Source organism: Mucilaginibacter sp. SMC90 (genome assembly GCF_022811725.1).
Classification (GTDB): domain Bacteria; phylum Bacteroidota; class Bacteroidia; order Sphingobacteriales; family Sphingobacteriaceae; genus Mucilaginibacter.
Genome location: NZ_CP094527.1, coordinates 3,427,905 through 3,445,986 on the forward strand (window position 1 = coordinate 3,427,905; position 18,082 = coordinate 3,445,986).

Sequence of the window (18,082 nt, forward strand, 5' to 3'; positions counted from 1 at the left end):
GTATCACCGGAGAGTTTGATTGCCCATCTGTGTTACGATTGATAGCTCCGAGGCCCATGTTGGTTTTAAGTACAGAAAATGACTCTAACTGCCCGTTGCCAGGCGCAAATATAGCTTACGCGTCGGCTGTGCAGGCATATGCTTCAAAAAATGCTCCTGATAAGCTCATGCGTGATGTTGCACCAAAACTACCTCACACCACAACACCTGAACATTTTAAAATGACGCTGGATTGGTTTAGCAAATGGTTATAGCTATATCAACATAAATTACTGTTGAGCGCTGTTTACTGCAGTTTTAAATAAAAATCAATAAAAATTTGCTAAATCGATTTTATTACATAATTTGGGTGCGTAATAACCAATTAATAAATATCGGTCGTTTTTAAAATCCGGAGCGTTTATCTGTCATTAAAAACTTACTATAGATAAAGTTTTTTCTCGATAATAAATCAGAGTTTCGGGCTGCCAGATTTTAAATCACTAAGCCGGCTTAACTATTATGAACGCAACTACGTTTCCTGTCTTAAAAAAATATTTAATAGCCGTATTTACCGCGGGCTTTTCACTTGGTTCAGTGACTGGGCTTAAGGCGCAAAATTTGGCTTCTTATGTTAACCCGTTTATTGGGGCCAGCACCAGCGCCGATGGAGCAGGCGTTTATCATGGCCTGGGCAAAACTTTCCCTGGGGCCGCCACGCCTTACGGACTGGTGCAATTAAGCCCTAATACCATAACAGGAGGTGATAATGGATCTGGATATAGTTACGAACATAAAAGCATTGAGGGATTTGCCTTTACCCAAATGAGCGGGATTGGCTGGTATGGAGATCTGGGGAACTTTTTGGTAATGCCAGCAACGGGCGTACTCAAAACCAGTGCCGGCAAAATGGGTACTACGGGCACAGGATACCGCTCGGCTTATAATAAAAGTAGCGAAAAAGCATCTGCCGGATATTATAGCGTACAATTAACAGATAATAATATCAAAGCCGAAGCTACTGCAGCACCACATAGCGGTATGCTCCGTTTTACTTTTCCTCAAAATAATCAATCCCGCATCCAGATTGATCTGGCCCGGAGGGTGGGAGGAACATCAACACTCCAATTTGTTAAGGTTGTTGACGATCATACCATTGAAGGTTTTATGAAATGCACGCCCGACGGTGGTGGTTGGGGAAATGGCGATGGCAAGGCCGATTATACAGTATATTTTTACGCGCAATTCAGCAAACCATTAAAAAACTATGGTGTTTGGAGTGCCGATATCCCCGGCGATTGGAGCCGCAAACTGGATGATGTAACCGGCGATAAATACCAGGATCGGGTAGCTCATGCTGAGGTAATTAAAGGAGTAAAGGAAAAGCAAGGCAAGCATCTTGGTTTTTATACCGAGTTTACAACTACTGCTAATGAACAGGTATTACTTAAATCAGGTATTTCGTTTGTGAGCATAGCTGGTGCCAAAGCTAATTTACAGGCCGAAATAAAAGACTGGAATTTCGATGCTGTACATCAACATGCAGTCAATCTGTGGAACAACGCCTTATCGAAAGTAAGTATCCAGGGTGGCACTGCCGAACAGAAAACGGTATTTTATACAGCGCTATATCACACCATGATCGACCCGCGGATTGTGAGTGATGTTACCGGACAATACATGGGCGGCGATGGTAAGGTTCATCATACCTCAACATTTAAAAAGCGTACTATTTTTAGCGGCTGGGACGTTTTCAGGAGCCAGATGCCTTTACAAACTATCATCAACCCATCATTGGTTAATGATCTTGTTAATTCATTGGTTACGCTTGCCAACGAAAAAAATAAAGATTACCTGGAGCGTTGGGAATTATTGAATGCTTACAGCGGCTGTATGCTTGGCAACCCCGCTGTGGCAGTAATGACCGACGCTTACGTTAAGGGGATTCGTAACTATAATATACCGGATGCTTATAAATTGGCTTTGGGCACGGTTGAGAAATTTGGTAACGGAGATAAAGGTTTTACTCCTGGTGGAGCCGGTATTAGCTACACGCTTGAGTATGCTTATAACGATTGGTGTATTGCCCAGCTTGCCAAAGCGCTTAATAAAACACAGGACGTAAAAAAATATGGCGAAAGGGGAGAAGCATTCAAAAATATCTTTGATGCAGATAAAGGCTGGTTCCGGCCTAAAGACAGCACCGGTAACTGGTTGCCATGGCCTGCAGAAGGGCGTATTAAGCAATGGTATGGCTGTGTTGAAAGCAATCCCTACCAGCAAGGTTGGTTTGTACCGCAGGATGTTGCCGGTATGGTTAAACTAATGGGCGGCCGCGAAAAAGTAATTGCTGATTTGAATAACCTTTTTGAGAAAACGCCCGATAACATGATGTGGAACGATTACTATAATCATTCTAACGAACCCGTGCATCATGTACCATTTTTATATAACAGGTTAGGCGCACCATGGCTTACACAAAAATGGACGCGCGAGATCTGCCGCAGGGCTTATAAAAATTCTGTAGAGGGATTGGTTGGCAATGAAGATGTAGGACAAATGTCGGCCTGGTATGTCTTGGCAGCAAGCGGTTTACATCCGGTTTGCCCGGGCGATACAAGGCAGGAGATCACCAGCCCCGTATTTAATAAAGTAACTTTAAAGCTCGACCCTAAATATGCTAAAGGTAAAACGTTTACTATCATCGCCAACAGCAATTCGGCAAAGAACGTTTACATACAGGGCGCAAAGCTTAACGGTAAAACCTATAACAAATGCTATATAGATTATAAAGATATAGCAGCTGGCGGCGTACTTGAATTAAGTATGGGAGCAACGCCAAATAAAAGCTGGGGAATTTAAACAGGTAGGGAAAAAGCGGATACGCTTTTTTGCGATAGAATTGCTAAATCGTTTTTATAAATATCATTTAAGAGTATAATAATTTAACAGGAAGCAAAGAGAGTTTATTTGTTACTAACACATCATAATTAAATAATTAATGAAAAAGCTGATTTTAATAGTAATGCTAATAGTGGCGCAGAGAGCTGCGTTTGCGCAAAACATCGAGCCGTTTCACGCCGGCGACAGGGTAGCTTTTGTTGGTAACAGCATTACCGACGGAGGCCATTATCATTCATACATCTGGTTATATTATATGACCCGGTTCCCAAACATGAGGATAACCTGCTATAATGCCGGTATAGGCGGCGATGTAGTAGGGCAAATCAACGATCGGTTTGAAGATGACGTATTCAGCAAGAAGCCTAATGTATTAACCCTCACCTGGGGTATGAACGACACCGGTTATTTCGAATGGTACCGTGCCGATGCACAGGAATTTATGGATAAGAGGATCCAGGGTTCGTATGATAATTATGCGCTGCTGGAAAATAAGCTTAAACAGCATCCGGAGATCCGTAAGATATTTATTCTTGGTTCACCTTATGATGAAACAAGTAAATTCACTACCAAGAATATCTACCCTAAAAAAAGCGCTGCATTTTCAAAAGTGATAGATTTCCAGCGGGATGCAGCTAAGAGAAATAACTGGGGTTATGTTGATTTTTTTCATCCTATGACAGAGATCAACCTGCGTGAGCAAGCTAAAGATTCAACTTTCAGCTTAACACCTAATGACAGGGTGCATCCGGATAACGACGGACACCTGGTAATGGCCTATCTTTTCTTAAAGGCACAGGGTTTCAGCAATAAAGTGGTGGCTGATGTAGCTGTAGATGCTAAAAGTAAGAAGGCTGTTAAAGCTGTTAATTGTAAAATAACCAATGTGGTATCTTCTGCCGATTCGGTATCGTTCAATTACCTCGCCAACTCATTGCCTTATCCCATCGACACCATTCCGCGTAGCTGGGGCAACAGAAAAAAACAAGCCGATGCACTTAAGATCATTCCTTTTACTAAAGAAATGAACCAGGAGCTGCTTGCCGTTAAGGGCTTAAAAACAGCAAACTATGATGTGCTTATTGACGGCGAAAAGATGGGCAATTGGTCGGCAGAGCAACTGGGTGCAGGTATCAACCTGGCCGAGATCACTACTACTCCGCAATATCAGCAGGCCATCCAGATCAGGGAACTGAACGAAGAGCGTTGGGATATTGAAAGGCGGATCCGCATGTACGTTTGGATGGAGTTTGACTTTTTAAAGGGCAAGGGACTTTTATTCCATGATACCAACGCCGCCATGGATACTGTCAGCAAATACGCAAAAAAAGACATTTTTGTTAACGGCAATAAAGACAATTACACCCGTGCGCGCTATAAAAGTTTACGCAATGCCTGGCAAAAGGAAATGGATGTACTTACCGACCAGATCTACGCCATAAACAAGCCTCAAAACCATCGCATTACCATAATAGCCTCAAAATAAAATCACTATATACCGATGAATATTAATAAGTTACTGTTAATTCCGTTATTTATTTGCCTTACAGCCTGTGGTTTTAAAGCCGCGGCTGCAACGGTTGATACGGTACTTACCCACAGTACCGCAATGAATAAAGACATTAAGGCTGTGGTAATTAAACCCGCCGATTATTCAAACACCAAAAGGTTCCCGGTATTATACCTGCTGCACGGTTTCAGCGGCAATTACAGCGATTGGATTAAAAAAGTTCCTGCTGTTGCAGGTTTGGCCGACACGTATCATTTTATAATAGTTTGCGCAGACGGGGATTTTGCAGGTTGGTATTTTGACAGTCCGACTGAAAAGGGATCTCAATATGAAACTTATGTAGGCACCGAGCTGGTAAATTGGGTTGACAAACATTATTCAACCATAGCCGACCGAAAGGGGAGGGCCATAACGGGTTTGAGCATGGGTGGTCACGGTGCGTTATTTTTGGCTTTTAAGCATTTAGATAAATTTGGCGCGGCCGGCAGCATGAGCGGTGCAGTTGACATCAGGCCTTTTCCGGATAGTTTCGGTATAGAGCGGGTGCTGGGTAAATACAGCGAGCACCCCGACAGGTGGGAGCAAAACAGTGTTGTTAACCTTATATACCTGTTAAAGCCAAACTCGCTGGCTATTACGTTTGATGTTGGTTGTGATGACTTTCTTTACCAGGCTAACCAGGAATTGCATGAAAAATTGCTTGAACGTAAGGTTCCGCATGATTATACTGTACGACCGGGGGCACACACCTGGGAATATTGGGGAAATTCTATTAATTATCAGGCCCTTTTTTTTAGCCGCTTTTTTAACGGCGTTAGATAGGAGAGAAGACATACCTTACAATTACAGCATTTTCAACCGATTGTTAATGTTGTAATTGTTAAAATTCGGGTATGGAAATTGCGATTTTTTAAAATATAAAAAAAACGAATAAAAAATTTGCTAAATCGTTTTTATGAATTATATTAGTAACAGATTTTAACATCTGAATTATAAACCAATTAACAAACAGTTTTTAAACTTTAGCTCCAGCGGTTAAAAATATGAGATTGCTAAAACGATTTTATATTTCTCTGCCGAAGCTTGATGTTAACTAACCCTATAGTATGAAAAAACTTTACTTTAAAGTTCTTGCTTATTCGGTTTTAGGGGGCTTTATGTTTTTTACCTCGTGTAAAAAGGATGGCTTCCTGGGGCAAACACAAACATCAAACCTAACCGAGGGTACAGTATTTACCGACAGCGCTAATACCGTATCATTTTTAGCCAACATCTACAGCAATGTTGGTTTTAGTGCGGCTGCGGGTAGGTTTACATACGGGCCGGTTCTGTCGCCTACACCCAATGGCGGCCTCGATGCCGCATCTGACGAGGCCGAAGTGTCTGCTTCTGCAGGTTCAACCGCGCTGGCTTTCGAAACAGGTACCATCAATGCAGCAGTGGTAACCGACGATGCTTACAAAAATTGTTACACCAACATCAGGTCGGTAAATCAATTGCTTAAAAATTTGCCGAAAGCGCCGATCAATAATTTTGTTAAAACACAAATGAAAGCGGAGGCCCGGTTTTTACGCGCATGGTATTATTCCATCCTGGTGAAACATTACGGTGGCGTGCATTTGCTGGGCGACAGTATTTATACTTACACTGATAAAATCCCGTCGGCGCGTAATACTTATGCCGATTGCGTGAACTACATCCTTTCTGAATGTGATGCGGCGGGTCAGGACTTGCCTAAAGTCCAATCCGGAATAAATTATGGGCGTGCGTCAAAAGGAGCTTGTCTTGCCTTAAAATCAAGAGTATTACTTTATGCGGCAAGTCCTTTATTTAACGGGCAATCTATAGGCGAAGGTAAAACGCTTGAACTGGTAGGGTACCCGTCTTATGATAAAGAACGGTGGCGGCTTGCCGAGCAAGCTGCCGCCGCTGTTATTTCCACAGGTGTATACAGCCTTAACGTTGATAATGCAACTGCCGCCGGTTTTGGTTTTCAAAAACTGTTTACCAAGCGTGTAAACACCGAGTATATTTTCCAGCTCATGCGCCCGACAGGAAATGTCGACCTTGAAACATTGTGGCAGCCACCAACCCGTACAGGTAAAAACGGTGCATTTCCGTTACAAGGTTTGGTTGATGCCTTCCCGATGAGTAATGGCAAAGTTATAACCGATCCCGCATCTAACTATAACCCCAATGATCCATATGCTAACCGCGATCCGCGTTTAAACTATAGTATTATTCACGATCAAACACCTTTACAAATCAGGCTCTCATCGGGTACTTCACCCATTAATATTTTTGTAGGCAAATACAATGGCAACACAACTGGCCCCGATGCAGTACATGTTGGCACTACTACGGGCTACTATACCAATAAAATGCTTGATCCGGCTGCAGTAGCAAACGATTTTATGCACCGTACAGATCGTTGCCTGCCGCTGATCCGCTACGCTGAGGTCCTGTTAAATTATGCTGAAGCAGCCAATGAATATGAAGGGCCTACAGGCCTGGTTTACTCGGCAGTGGAGTCAATCCGTCAGCGGGCGGGCTTAAATCCGTATCAGCTGCCCGCAGGTTTGACCCAGGCCGATATGCGTATAGCTATCCAAAATGAACGCCGTATTGAACTGGCTTTTGAAGAGCACCGTTTCTGGGACGTTCGGCGGTGGAAAATTGCCGATCAAACGGATAACATCACTACTAAAGGTATGGAGGTTGACCGCGATGGCGCTACCGTGGCGTACAAACAGTTTGATGTACGTAAACGCAATTTCCGTAAGGCAATGTATTTGTGGCCTTTCCCTCAAAGCGAGGTTGCCAAATCGCCTGAACTGATCCAAAACCCAGGCTATTAATCACCTGACAGCATAAATAGTATTGATATGAAAGATAATTACAAAGTAAAGCGGATTTACCTGGTGCTTTTGGCATTCATTATGCTAACTGTCTCATCTTGTAAAACCGAAAAGATAGTGCCCGGAAGTGAAGCACCTAAAGATATTACGGGTAACTGGAGGGTGATCAAGGCAACTCGAAACGGCACAGATCTTACTTCAATAATCGACTTCACTCAGTTCCGGATCAACTTTTCTGATAAAGGATATACCCTGGTGAACAAGCTGCCTTTTTTGGTAAGCAAGGATGGGGCTTTTACACTTGATGATCCGCAATACCCTTATAAAATAACCTTTACAGCCACAGGTGATAAGCCGGTTTCAACAGCTTTTACCTATCCAATTGTAAACGGCAAAAGACAATTAAGCATAACCTTTAGCCCCGGATGTGCCAATAATTCCTATGTATACGTGCTTGAGAAAGCCAATTAATAAACCAATAGCAACAGATAAATTATGAGATCATATTTACTACATATAAAAGGTAAAAACTTATGGAAGCTGTGCGCCTTGGTTGTGCTGGGCATAGCCCTGGCTTGCTGTGGAGAGCAGATTACCAGTGTCGATCAGCCTTCTACCGCTGCTGTTGGTTCATTAGTACCCATAACTGTTCATTGTGATATTCCTACTGCAGGCGATGGAGGTCCGGACTACCTTATTTTTGGCTTCCTGGTGCCAAAAGGCTGGAATGCAGCTCAAAATACAACAATCAACTATACCAGCAAACAGGGGAATGGTACCATGACATTAATACCAGATGGTACTTTGCCTAAAAAAGGTGATGGGCTTACATGGTCGGCGTATATGAAAAAAACATTCGGCAATGGTGGCAACCTTATTGATGATATGGAATGGGTAGCCTATCAAACAGATAAGGCTTACAGCCATACCGGCGGAGTGGAGTTTATTGTAGATCTTAATATTAAAATAAAAGTTGGTGCCGATAATAATAACATGCTGGTGAAGCTTGGTTACACTATAACGGATAGTGGCAATGGTTTTACAAGCGATGGTAACGGTACTTATTACAGTGTATTGACCGGCAGCAACTGTTTTGAAGTAACAGGCGGCACCGGCGACCTGGTTGACTTTTGTAACCCGCAGCTTACAACCATCGACCCGCCAAAGTCACTGGATAACGATTTTGTGACCCTGACTTTTGATGGTACTGTTGCCGATACGCATTTAACTGGTGAAAGTGAAGTTTACTTGTGTGCAACTGCCTACACCAATGATGGCAAAACCATAAACATTTGCGAGCAAACCACTAAAACCATGCTCAGGCAAACTACCGCCACCAGTAAAAAATATCAGCTCACATTTTGGCCCCGATCATTTTTTAACGTAGGAGACGGGCAAACCATTACCAGGATGGAGTATTTCCTTACGGACAAAACGGGTAAAACTAAGGTTGGTTATGGTAATACGGATGCCCCATTCACCTACACATTTAAATGTGGTTAACCAGTAAATAAACTTAACAGCAAGTGCATTTAATCGTTGTGTGTTTGCTAAAACGATATCTGAACTTATTGCCAACAATTTTAAACCTAAAAAAATATGGCTCATTGCTACATAAAAAGATACTTAACAGGTATTACGCTGTTATTGCTGCTGCTGGCTAAAACCGGTTATGCAGCTATGCAGCAGGATACTGCTGCCACGGCACCTGCACGCCATGGTGAGGCCAGCGGTATCGTGCTTGACGAGTACGGTAACCCGCTGCAGGGTGTTAAAGTAACTAATAAAGCTAAAAATAGTGTCCAAACCACCGGTAAAGACGGCGCTTTCGTTATTAATGCTGTAAAAGGAGATGTATTGGTATTTACTGCGGCAAATTATAACGCGCGGCAAATTGCCGTGAAAAACACTGCCGGTATCAGCGTAAGACTTTTGGATACTTATATCCAGAAACCCAAAATCATCAATGTGCTTTATGACACCATGAGTACATCAAAAAGCGTAGGGGCAGTATCAACTATATATACTAACCAACTAACTACTACCCCTGCTACTTTATACACTTATGCATTACCCGGACAACTTCCAGGCCTTTACACCCAACAGTATAGCGGTTTTGCTGCTCCTCAAACCGGTGTGCAAACTGTAAACGATTTTATTGGGGCTGTGGTGCAGCATAATAACTATTCGGCTAATGATAACAGCGAGTTTGGGCTTTTTTTACGGGGCCAGGCACCGATAACTATTATAGATGGTGTTCAGCGGGAGATAGCATCGCTTGATCCGGAAAGTATCGAGTCGGTTTCTGTTTTAAAAGATGCGCTTTCCAATATAATGTTAGGCATTAACAGCTCACGCGGAACATTACTTATTACTACCAAACGCGGACAGGTAGGCACACCGCATATTTCGTTCACCGCCCAAACAGGTATCCAGCAGCCGTTGGGTTTGCCTAACCCGCTACCGGCTTATCAGTACGCCTATTTATATAACGAAGCTTTGCAGAACGACGGTAAGCCTGCACTTTACAGTGCCGCTGATTTTAACGCCTATCGTAATCATACCGATCCTGTGAGGCATCCGGATATTAACTGGTTCAAAACCATATTGCGTGATAATTCACCCATGACCAGTTACAAACTTAATGTCAACGGAGGTACGCAGGTTGCGCGTTACAGTGTGTCATTAAACTACCTTGATCAGGCAGGGATGTTCCGTCAGGACCCGTCTGTGCCTTACAATACCAATAACGATCTTAATCGATATATCATCAATTCAGATCTGGCGGTTAACGTAACCAAAAAGTTTACTGTCGATCTGCAATTATTTGGCCGTGTTCAGCAAAGCACGCAGCCGGGAGCAGGATATGGAAACATATTAAGTACCCTTTATAGCTTGCCAAACAATGCTTACCCGTTGTATAATCCAAACAAATCATTTGGGGGCACAACAACTTATACCAATAACCTGCTTGCGCAAACCGAGTTTTCAGGGTATCAGCGTACCAACAGTAATGACGTACTGGCCAACCTCGACCTGAACTATAATCTTAACAGCATTACGCCGGGGTTATCAGCAAAGGCAAAAGGCAATCTTGCTTTTTCATCACAGAGCTTCTTAAACCGCGCGCTGCAAAACAATGCTTACTCGTTTAATGCGGATAGCTCTTATTCGGCGGTAGGATCATCGGTTGCGCAAAGCAATTCATATAGTACCGTGTCAAGCGCCCGCTATTCATTTGCTCAAGCCTCAGTTAATTATGACAGAACCTTTGGCAAAAGCAATGTAACCGGCATGGCTTTGTATGATGTGCGTTCGGTTGTGTTAAACTATGACCTTTCGCAGGTTACAACAAACCGTGCTTTAAAAGCCGGTTACAATTATGACGGTAAATACTTTGTTGAAGCTGCCGCCAACAGCAGTGGTTATAACCGTTATCCGCCGGGCAATCAGTATGGCTTGTTTTATGCAGGTGGTGTTGGCTGGCAAATGGGTAAAGAAAATTTTATCAAAGATAATTTTAGCTGGATTAACTCATGGAAATGGCGTGCCACTTACGGTAAAACAGGGAATAATAACGTTGATAATTATGGTTACTATAACTTTTTACAAACTTACAGTGCTTCAAACGGCTATTCATACAGCACAGGTTTAACCAAAAGCCCGGTACAGGGATACTTTGAAAATACGTTGGCAAACCCGTACATCCGCTGGGAAAAAGCCCGCAAACTGGATATCGGTACTGATATCTCCCTGTTTAATGACCATTTTAACATCACTGCCGACTATTACCACGACAGGTATTACGACTTGCTGCAGGTACGTGGTAACAGCATTGCATTGTTAGGTACTTCGTACCCTTATGAAAACTTAGGCATCAACCTTTATAAAGGTGGCGAGCTTACTTTAACCTATCAAAATCATATCCAAAATTTCAATTATTTTCTTTCGGGTAATGCGTCGATCCAATCATCAAAAATCATTTTCAGCGATGAAGAACCATATCCTTACCCATGGCTCAGGCATACCGGCCGCTCAACAACAGCTATTTATGGTTACACGGCTGTCGGATACTTTAAAGATGCCCAGGATGCTGCTGCAAGCGCAACAACGGTTGGTTATACCGCCCAGGCTGGCGATGTAAAATACAAAGACCTCAACGGCGATCATATTATCAACCAGTTTGATGTTTCGGCCATAGGCGGCAACCGGCCGCTGGTTTATTACGGCTTTTCGGGCGGGTTCAACTATAAAGGCTTTAGCCTGAGCTTCCTGCTGCAGGGTGTTGCCAATCGCGAGCTGATGTTCAACAATTCGCAGGTAAATGGATTTGCGGGCGTGGGTTTTCTTGGCCTTACCTATAGCGGACAGGCTTACGAAACTATTTTAGGCCGGTGGACCCCTGAAACTGCTGCAACGGCTACCGCGCCAAGGCTTTCCCTTGGTAACGCTAATAATACTGCCAACTCAACATTGTACCTGCGCAAAGGCAATTATGTGAGGCTTAAGAATGCAGAGGTTGGCTACAATTTGCCTTATGAATGGGCGCATAAGCTTAGGTTATCGGGCTTAAGGGTGTTTGTAAATGGCGAAAACCTGTATACACTGTATGGTTACAAAGATTTCGATCCTGAGGTTTATGGTGCTGCTTACCCTATTCAGAGGGTAATAAATGCCGGCGTTAACATTAAGCTTTGATTTTGGCCATCATTAAAATATTACGATCATGAAGAATTTCAACAAAATAATTTTAACGGCCGTCGGCATCTTAACCGTAATGGCAGGATGTAAAAAATATGAGCAGTTTCCGGTTGATAAAGTGACCATTAATTATGTGTTCGATAAAAAGGATTCGCTGGGAACCAATGCTCAGGCCTTTTTGTACGGTATTTATGCATCGCTTCAAAACGGTCATAACAGGATAGGGGGCGATTATCTTGATGCAGCAAGCGATGATGCTATATCATCGGCTTCGGGCGCATCAAATGAGGTTACCATACTTTCAACGGCATCCTATAACTCTTATACCATACCTGCAGATGAAAATCTTTGGGCCTATTATTATGCGGGTATTCGCAAGGCAAATGAGTTTGTAAACAATATTGATGTAGTGCCCGTGCTGGCGAAGTATAACGGCTATTCCATGAAATATGTATGGAAAGGTGAAGCCCGCTTTTTAAGGGCGTTGTATTACTTTGAACTGGTTAAGCGTTACGGCGGCGTGCCGTTATTGGGTAATAAGGTATTCACCATAACTGATGATGTATCGCTTCCCCGAAATTCTTTTGCCGACTGTATCAAATACATCGTAAGCGAATGTGATGCTATCAAAGATACCCTGATGACCGCGCCTTTGAGCAACCCTAATGCCGATTATCACCGCCCAACTAAAGGGGCTGCCATGGCTTTAAAAGCAAAGGTGCTATTGTACGCAGCAAGCCCCTTGTTTAACGGACAAAATATTGATGCCTCAAATCCGCTGACTGGCTATACAGATTTCAGTGCCGAAAGATGGGCACAAGCCGCTGCTGCCGAAAAAGCAGTGATGGACCTTAATGTTTATCAATTACTACCCAGCTTTAAAGATGTATTCCTGACCCAGAATAGTTCGGAAAATATATTTATCCGCCAAACTGATAATTCATCATCGATAGAAACCACAAATGGTCCGGTGGGCTTTACAGGTGCGGTTGGAAAGGGGCAAACCAGTCCAACACAGCAATTAGTTGACGCTTTCCCCATGCAAAATGGCCTGGCTATTACTGATCCTGCATCAGGCTACAACCCGGACAATCCTTATGTAAGCCGTGATCCGCGTTTAACCTATACTGTGCTTTATAACGGTGCAAGATGGCTCAATTCCGATCTGCAATTGTATGAAGGCGGCATCAGCAAACCAAACGGCTCACTACAGCAAACCAAAACAGGTTATTATATGCGCAAGTTCATGGGCAATTTTGAAAACACAAATGCCTATGCTGCCCACGTCATCGACTGGCAGGTTCTCCGTTATGCCGACGTGGTTTTGGGTTACGCAGAAGCACTTAATGAGTCGGCAGGGGCTACTGCCGATGTCTATAACGCTTTGATCAGCATCAGAAAGAGAGCAGGGATCGACGCCGGTTCAGGCAATTATGGGCTTAAAGCAGGCATGAGCAAGGACGAAATGCGCGCCATCATTCAAAATGAAAGGCGTTTGGAAATGGCGTTTGAAGAAAACCGGTATTTCGACATCCGCCGCTGGAAAATTGCCGGTACCGTAATGAGCCAGCCTCAAAAGGGGATTAGTATTGTAAAGATAGGCTCGAGCCTCACTTACAATGTAGTAAATGCCCTCACTACCAAATTCGAAACGCCGAAGATGTACCTGTACCCGATACCTTACGACGAGGTTTTGAAGAACCCGAATATGAAACAAAATCCAGGATGGTAACCTCAAACCTTAGCCAGTTAAATCAAAAAAATTAAGCTTTATGAGAAAAATAATACTTTTCTTCCAGATATTGATGATCCTGCTCCCGGCAGTGTCATTTGCGCAAAGCCGGACTGTGACAGGTACCGTGCGCGATATTACCGGGATATTGCCGGGGGTATCGGTTATAGAAAAAGGCGTTGCCAATAATGGCGCCATTACAGATCAGGGCGGTAAGTTCAGGCTTGTTCTTAAAGGAAAATCCAATACCATCATCGTTCGTTTCATCGGTTATATTCCGCGTGAGATTAGCGTACCGGAAACCGGCAGGATAGATATCATACTACAAACCAATACCAACGGTTTGGATGAAGTTGCTGTTGTGGCCTACGGAACAAGAAAACGTATCACCAATACAGGCGCAGTAAGTTCTATTTCGGCCAGCGAGATCCGTACTGTGCCAACTGCCAACGTGCAAAATGCGTTAACCGGTAAACTGCCGGGTTTCTTTTCGCAGCAGTCTTCGGGCCAGCCGGGTAAGGATGCGTCTGATTTTTATATCCGGGGGGTGAGTTCATTGAACCCATCAGGTAACCAGCCGCTTATTATTGTGGATGATATCGAGTACAGTTATGATCAGCTGCAACAGATCAACGTTAATGAGATAGAGAGTATCTCTATACTGAAGGACGCTTCAACTACAGCTATTTACGGTATTAAAGGTGCCAACGGCGTACTGGTAGTTACCACCCGCCGCGGTAAGGCCGGAACACCTAAAGTTAACCTGCGTGTTGAGAGCGGGATCCAACAGCCTACCAAAACTCCTCAATTTTTAGATTCATACAACACCGCGGTGCTTATTAACGAAGCCCAGCGTAATGATGGTATCCCGCAAAGCTTTACCCAGCAAGACCTCGACCTTTTTAAAAGCGGTTCTGATCCTTACGGGCACCCCAATGTTGACTGGTATAACAAGATCTTTAAAAAGTACACCTATCAAACCAATGCAAATCTTGATATTTCGGGTGGTACAACGGGAGTTAAATATTTTATCTCCGGAGGGGCCCTCAATCAAAATGGTTTGGTACGAGACTTTGCCGACCCGCAAAGTTTGGTGAATACCAATTACTATTTTAAACGTTATAACTTTCGTTCAAACCTCGATTTGAAGGCTAATAAAACGCTTGATTTACGGTTAGATATCACCACCCGCTTCTCCGACCTCAACCAGCCTTACAACCAAAACGCCGTTAGTGAGGTATATAACTTCACTAAGGAAACACCCTTTACAGCTCCATATTTAAACCCGAATGGAACTTATTCGTATGCGTATTCATCTTTCAATCCAGATCACCTGCCAACGCTTAACGCCAGGCTGGCAACAGGCGGCTACCAGCATTCACGCCGTACGGATTTTAATGTGCTTTTTGGCGCTACCCAAAGGTTGGATGATTTAACAAATGGCCTTTCGGTAACAGGCAGGGTAGCTTATTCAAGCATCGAGCAGTTTACCAAGCAAATCTTTAATGGCGGTATCCCCGCTTACCATTATGATCCTGCCACTAATCAATACGCTTTAAGGCCGGGTGCAACTTATGTGTATCAAACTTATGCGTTAACCGGCAGCACGGATATTAGCACCAACAACTATAACCTGCAGCTTTACGCTAATTACGACCGCACATTCCGTGGTTCGCACCATTTTTCGGGATTGGTATTATTCAACCAAACATCTCAAACCTATTTTACCTATCCGCTGCTTGATGGGGCACAGGTTGGCGTGCCGCAAAAATTCCGTGGTGTATCGGGCAAGGTTGGTTATGATTTTAAACAGAAATTCCTGTTTGATTTTAACGTGGCTTATAACGGTACCGACCGTTTTGCTGCCAATCACCGCTTTGGTATTTTCCCGGCAGTGAGCTTTGGTTACAATATTGCTAAAGAATCATTTTTTGAAAAAGCTTTGCCGGTTTTCAGTCTCTTAAAAATAAGAGGTAGTTACGGTTTAGTTGGCTCAGATGCTGCACCTGGTAACCGCTATGTGTACAATCAGGTTTATAACCAGGGAGCAGGCTATAATTTTGGTGAAACAGCCCAGGGGTACAATACCATATCTGAAGGATCATTAGGTAACCCGACTGTAGTATGGGAGCGCGCCAAAAAGGTCGATATTGGTTTAGATGCCAACTTATTTAACGATAAGATTTCCATCACTGCAGATTATTTCCATGATATCCGCTACAACCAATTGATTACCCCGGGCAGTGTCCCTGAGATTTTAGGTGTTGGTTTACCTGCTGTAAATATTGGTAAAACCCGCAATCAGGGTATCGACGGACAAATCAGCTACCACAGCACCGTCGGTAAAGTGCAGTACAACGTCGGCTTCGTGTTTTCATACGCCAAAAACAAGATCTTGTACGAGGATGAAGCAACACCGGCTTACCCATGGCTGGCGCAAACAGGGCACTCAATAGGCCAGCAATATGGCTACCACTTTTTGGGGTATTACACCGCTGCTGATATCGCTGCCATCGCTTCAGGAAGTAAATCGGTGCCGGTACCAGATAATGGTATTCCGCTGCAACCGGGAGATCTGAAATACCAGGATTTAAACGGCGACGGTGTTATTAACGTATTTGATAAAAGACCTATCGGCAACCCTAACTTGCCAAATACGATACTTGGCTTGTCGTTACAGGCTGTTTATAAGGGCTTTAGTGTGAGTGTGCTTTTACAGGGATCATTCAATTACAGCTTTGCAGTAATCGGTACCGGTATCGAACCATTCCAGAGCCAGTTTCAGCCTATACACCAGGAACGCTGGACACCCGAAAATCCGGTTAATGCAGCTTTCCCAAGGTTAACTACTAACCCAACCTCGGTAAACAGTCCTACGGCCTATTTCTCTGATTACTGGTTATTGAATGCACATTACGTTCGTTTAAAAACAGTAGATATCGGGTATCAGCTGCCAACCAAATTATTACCCTTTAAGATTAATAATGCCCGTATTTATATGAGTGCATACAACCTGCTCACATTTGATAATTATAAAAAATACCAGCAGGACCCGGAGATAGCCACCAATACGGCGGGCGACGCATATATTAACCAAAGAGTAATTAACCTGGGTATCCAGGCAGGTTTTTAATAACCAATACATAAACCGCAAAAGAGACCGGTGCCATGGTGCCGGTTATCTTTTTGTTTTGGCAGATAAATTTTAAATTAGGCTATGTTTCCAACCATCGGCGATCTGATATTTTACCTCTTCCACATCCGGATCGGGTTTCCTATCCAAACGCTGGGTTTTTTTATGGCGCTCGCCTTTTTATTTGCCTACATTGTTTTTACCTCCGAATTTAAACGCTATGAAGCTAACGGGAAGATCAACGCGTTTAAGCGAAAGGTGATTATTGGAAAGCCTGCTTCAGCTGCCGAAATGATCGTTAACTTTTTACCTGGTTTCTTATTGGGGTTTAAGCTTTTTGGAGCCATATTCAACTCCCGGCTTTTTTCGGCAAACCCGAGGGCTTATATCCTTTCGTTTCAGGGAAATTTAACAGCAGGTGTACTTATTGGCGGTGCGTTCGCTTTCTGGATCTATCGCGACAAAAAGAAATTTACACTGGCAAAGCCGGAAACAACTGAATACACCGTACATCCTTACCAGTTAATGGGGTTGATCGTTTTCAGCGTAGGTTTTTTCGGCTTTATCGGTGCTAAATTGTTTGATGTTGCAGAGCATTTCGAGAGATTAAGATATGATTTCCTGGGGGCTATATTTTCGGCTAATGGATTTGCTTATTATGGTGGTTTAATCTTTGGCGCACTCACTTATTTATATATCGGTTTCAGGCACAAGATGAAGTTAATACACCTTGCAGATATCGGTTCGCCGGGTATGATGCTGGCCTATGGGGTTGGCCGTATAGGTTGCCAAATGGCCGGTGACGGTGATTGGGGAAAAGTTAACATGCACTTAAAACCCGGTATCATGGGTTGGCTGCCCGATTGGATGTGGGCGTTCAATTATCCACACAATGCTATAAATTCCGGAACGTTGATACCCGGCTGCATAGGTAATTATTGTAACGAATTAGCAAATCCCGTTTATCCTACACCGTTTTATGAAGCTGCTTTATGCATTGGTATGTTTCTGCTGATGTGGGTTTTTCGTAAGCGGATACTTACAGCCGGTTTTATGTTTTTCCTGTACCTTGTACTTAATGGTGCCGAGCGTTTTTTGATAGAGCAGATCCGCGTGAACCCGGTTTATCATTTTTGGGGCTTGCCTTTTACGCAGGCTGGTTTAATTGGCCTGTTAATGTTATTAGGAGGCTTAACCGGTTTTGTAATGTTGTTTGTTAAACACAGAGCCCTCCACCATAAACATTTACCTGTATTATAAATATCAAA

The 18,082-nt window shown here is 43.4% G+C and carries 11 protein-coding genes; all 11 read left to right on the plus strand.

The genetic code is table 11. From position 1 onward, the window contains the following. The first annotated feature begins 56 nt into the window (after window positions 1-56). The 11 genes from MTO98_RS14550 to MTO98_RS14600 all read left to right on the plus strand — a co-directional run bounded on the left by MTO98_RS14550 (window position 57) and on the right by MTO98_RS14600 (window position 18,074). Window positions 57-254, plus strand: a complete 198-nt coding sequence (locus MTO98_RS14550; protein WP_243487318.1) for a hypothetical protein — start codon at window positions 57-59, stop codon at window positions 252-254. Window positions 255-501: 247 nt separating this feature from the next. Then, on the plus strand, window positions 502-2,841 hold the full coding sequence (locus tag MTO98_RS14555; protein WP_243487319.1) for a GH92 family glycosyl hydrolase: 2,340 nt from the start codon (window positions 502-504) through the stop codon (window positions 2,839-2,841). A gap of 139 nt (window positions 2,842-2,980) precedes the next feature. Beyond that, window positions 2,981-4,366, plus strand: coding sequence for an SGNH/GDSL hydrolase family protein (locus tag MTO98_RS14560; protein ID WP_243487320.1), 1,386 nt, complete (start codon window positions 2,981-2,983; stop codon window positions 4,364-4,366). A gap of 15 nt (window positions 4,367-4,381) precedes the next feature. Continuing rightward, window positions 4,382-5,212 carry an alpha/beta hydrolase family protein gene (locus MTO98_RS14565; protein WP_243487321.1) on the plus strand — a complete coding sequence of 277 codons (831 nt, stop codon included), beginning with the start codon at window positions 4,382-4,384 and terminating at the stop codon, window positions 5,210-5,212. 284 nt (window positions 5,213-5,496) lie between these two features. Continuing rightward, on the plus strand, window positions 5,497-7,248 hold the full coding sequence (locus MTO98_RS14570) for a RagB/SusD family nutrient uptake outer membrane protein (protein WP_243487322.1): 1,752 nt from the start codon (window positions 5,497-5,499) through the stop codon (window positions 7,246-7,248). Between the two features lie 27 nt (window positions 7,249-7,275). After that, complete coding sequence (locus MTO98_RS14575; RefSeq protein WP_243487324.1) at window positions 7,276-7,719, plus strand: DUF5004 domain-containing protein; 444 nt, start codon at window positions 7,276-7,278, stop codon at window positions 7,717-7,719. Between the two features lie 24 nt (window positions 7,720-7,743). Further along, on the plus strand, window positions 7,744-8,751 hold the full coding sequence (locus MTO98_RS14580) for a DUF4961 domain-containing protein (protein WP_243487325.1): 1,008 nt from the start codon (window positions 7,744-7,746) through the stop codon (window positions 8,749-8,751). A gap of 96 nt (window positions 8,752-8,847) precedes the next feature. Further along, window positions 8,848-11,946, plus strand: coding sequence for a SusC/RagA family TonB-linked outer membrane protein (locus tag MTO98_RS14585; RefSeq protein WP_243487326.1), 3,099 nt, complete (start codon window positions 8,848-8,850; stop codon window positions 11,944-11,946). A 28-nt stretch (window positions 11,947-11,974) separates the two neighbouring features. Next, window positions 11,975-13,681 (plus strand): RagB/SusD family nutrient uptake outer membrane protein, encoded by a 1,707-nt coding sequence (locus MTO98_RS14590; protein ID WP_243487327.1) that lies wholly within the window; start codon window positions 11,975-11,977, stop codon window positions 13,679-13,681. 40 nt (window positions 13,682-13,721) lie between these two features. Beyond that, window positions 13,722-16,814: a TonB-dependent receptor gene (locus MTO98_RS14595; protein WP_243487328.1), complete on the plus strand. Its 3,093-nt coding sequence runs from the start codon at window positions 13,722-13,724 to the stop codon at window positions 16,812-16,814. 84 nt (window positions 16,815-16,898) lie between these two features. Then, window positions 16,899-18,074, plus strand: coding sequence for a prolipoprotein diacylglyceryl transferase (locus MTO98_RS14600; protein ID WP_243487329.1), 1,176 nt, complete (start codon window positions 16,899-16,901; stop codon window positions 18,072-18,074). Window positions 18,075-18,082: the final 8 nt, after the last annotated feature.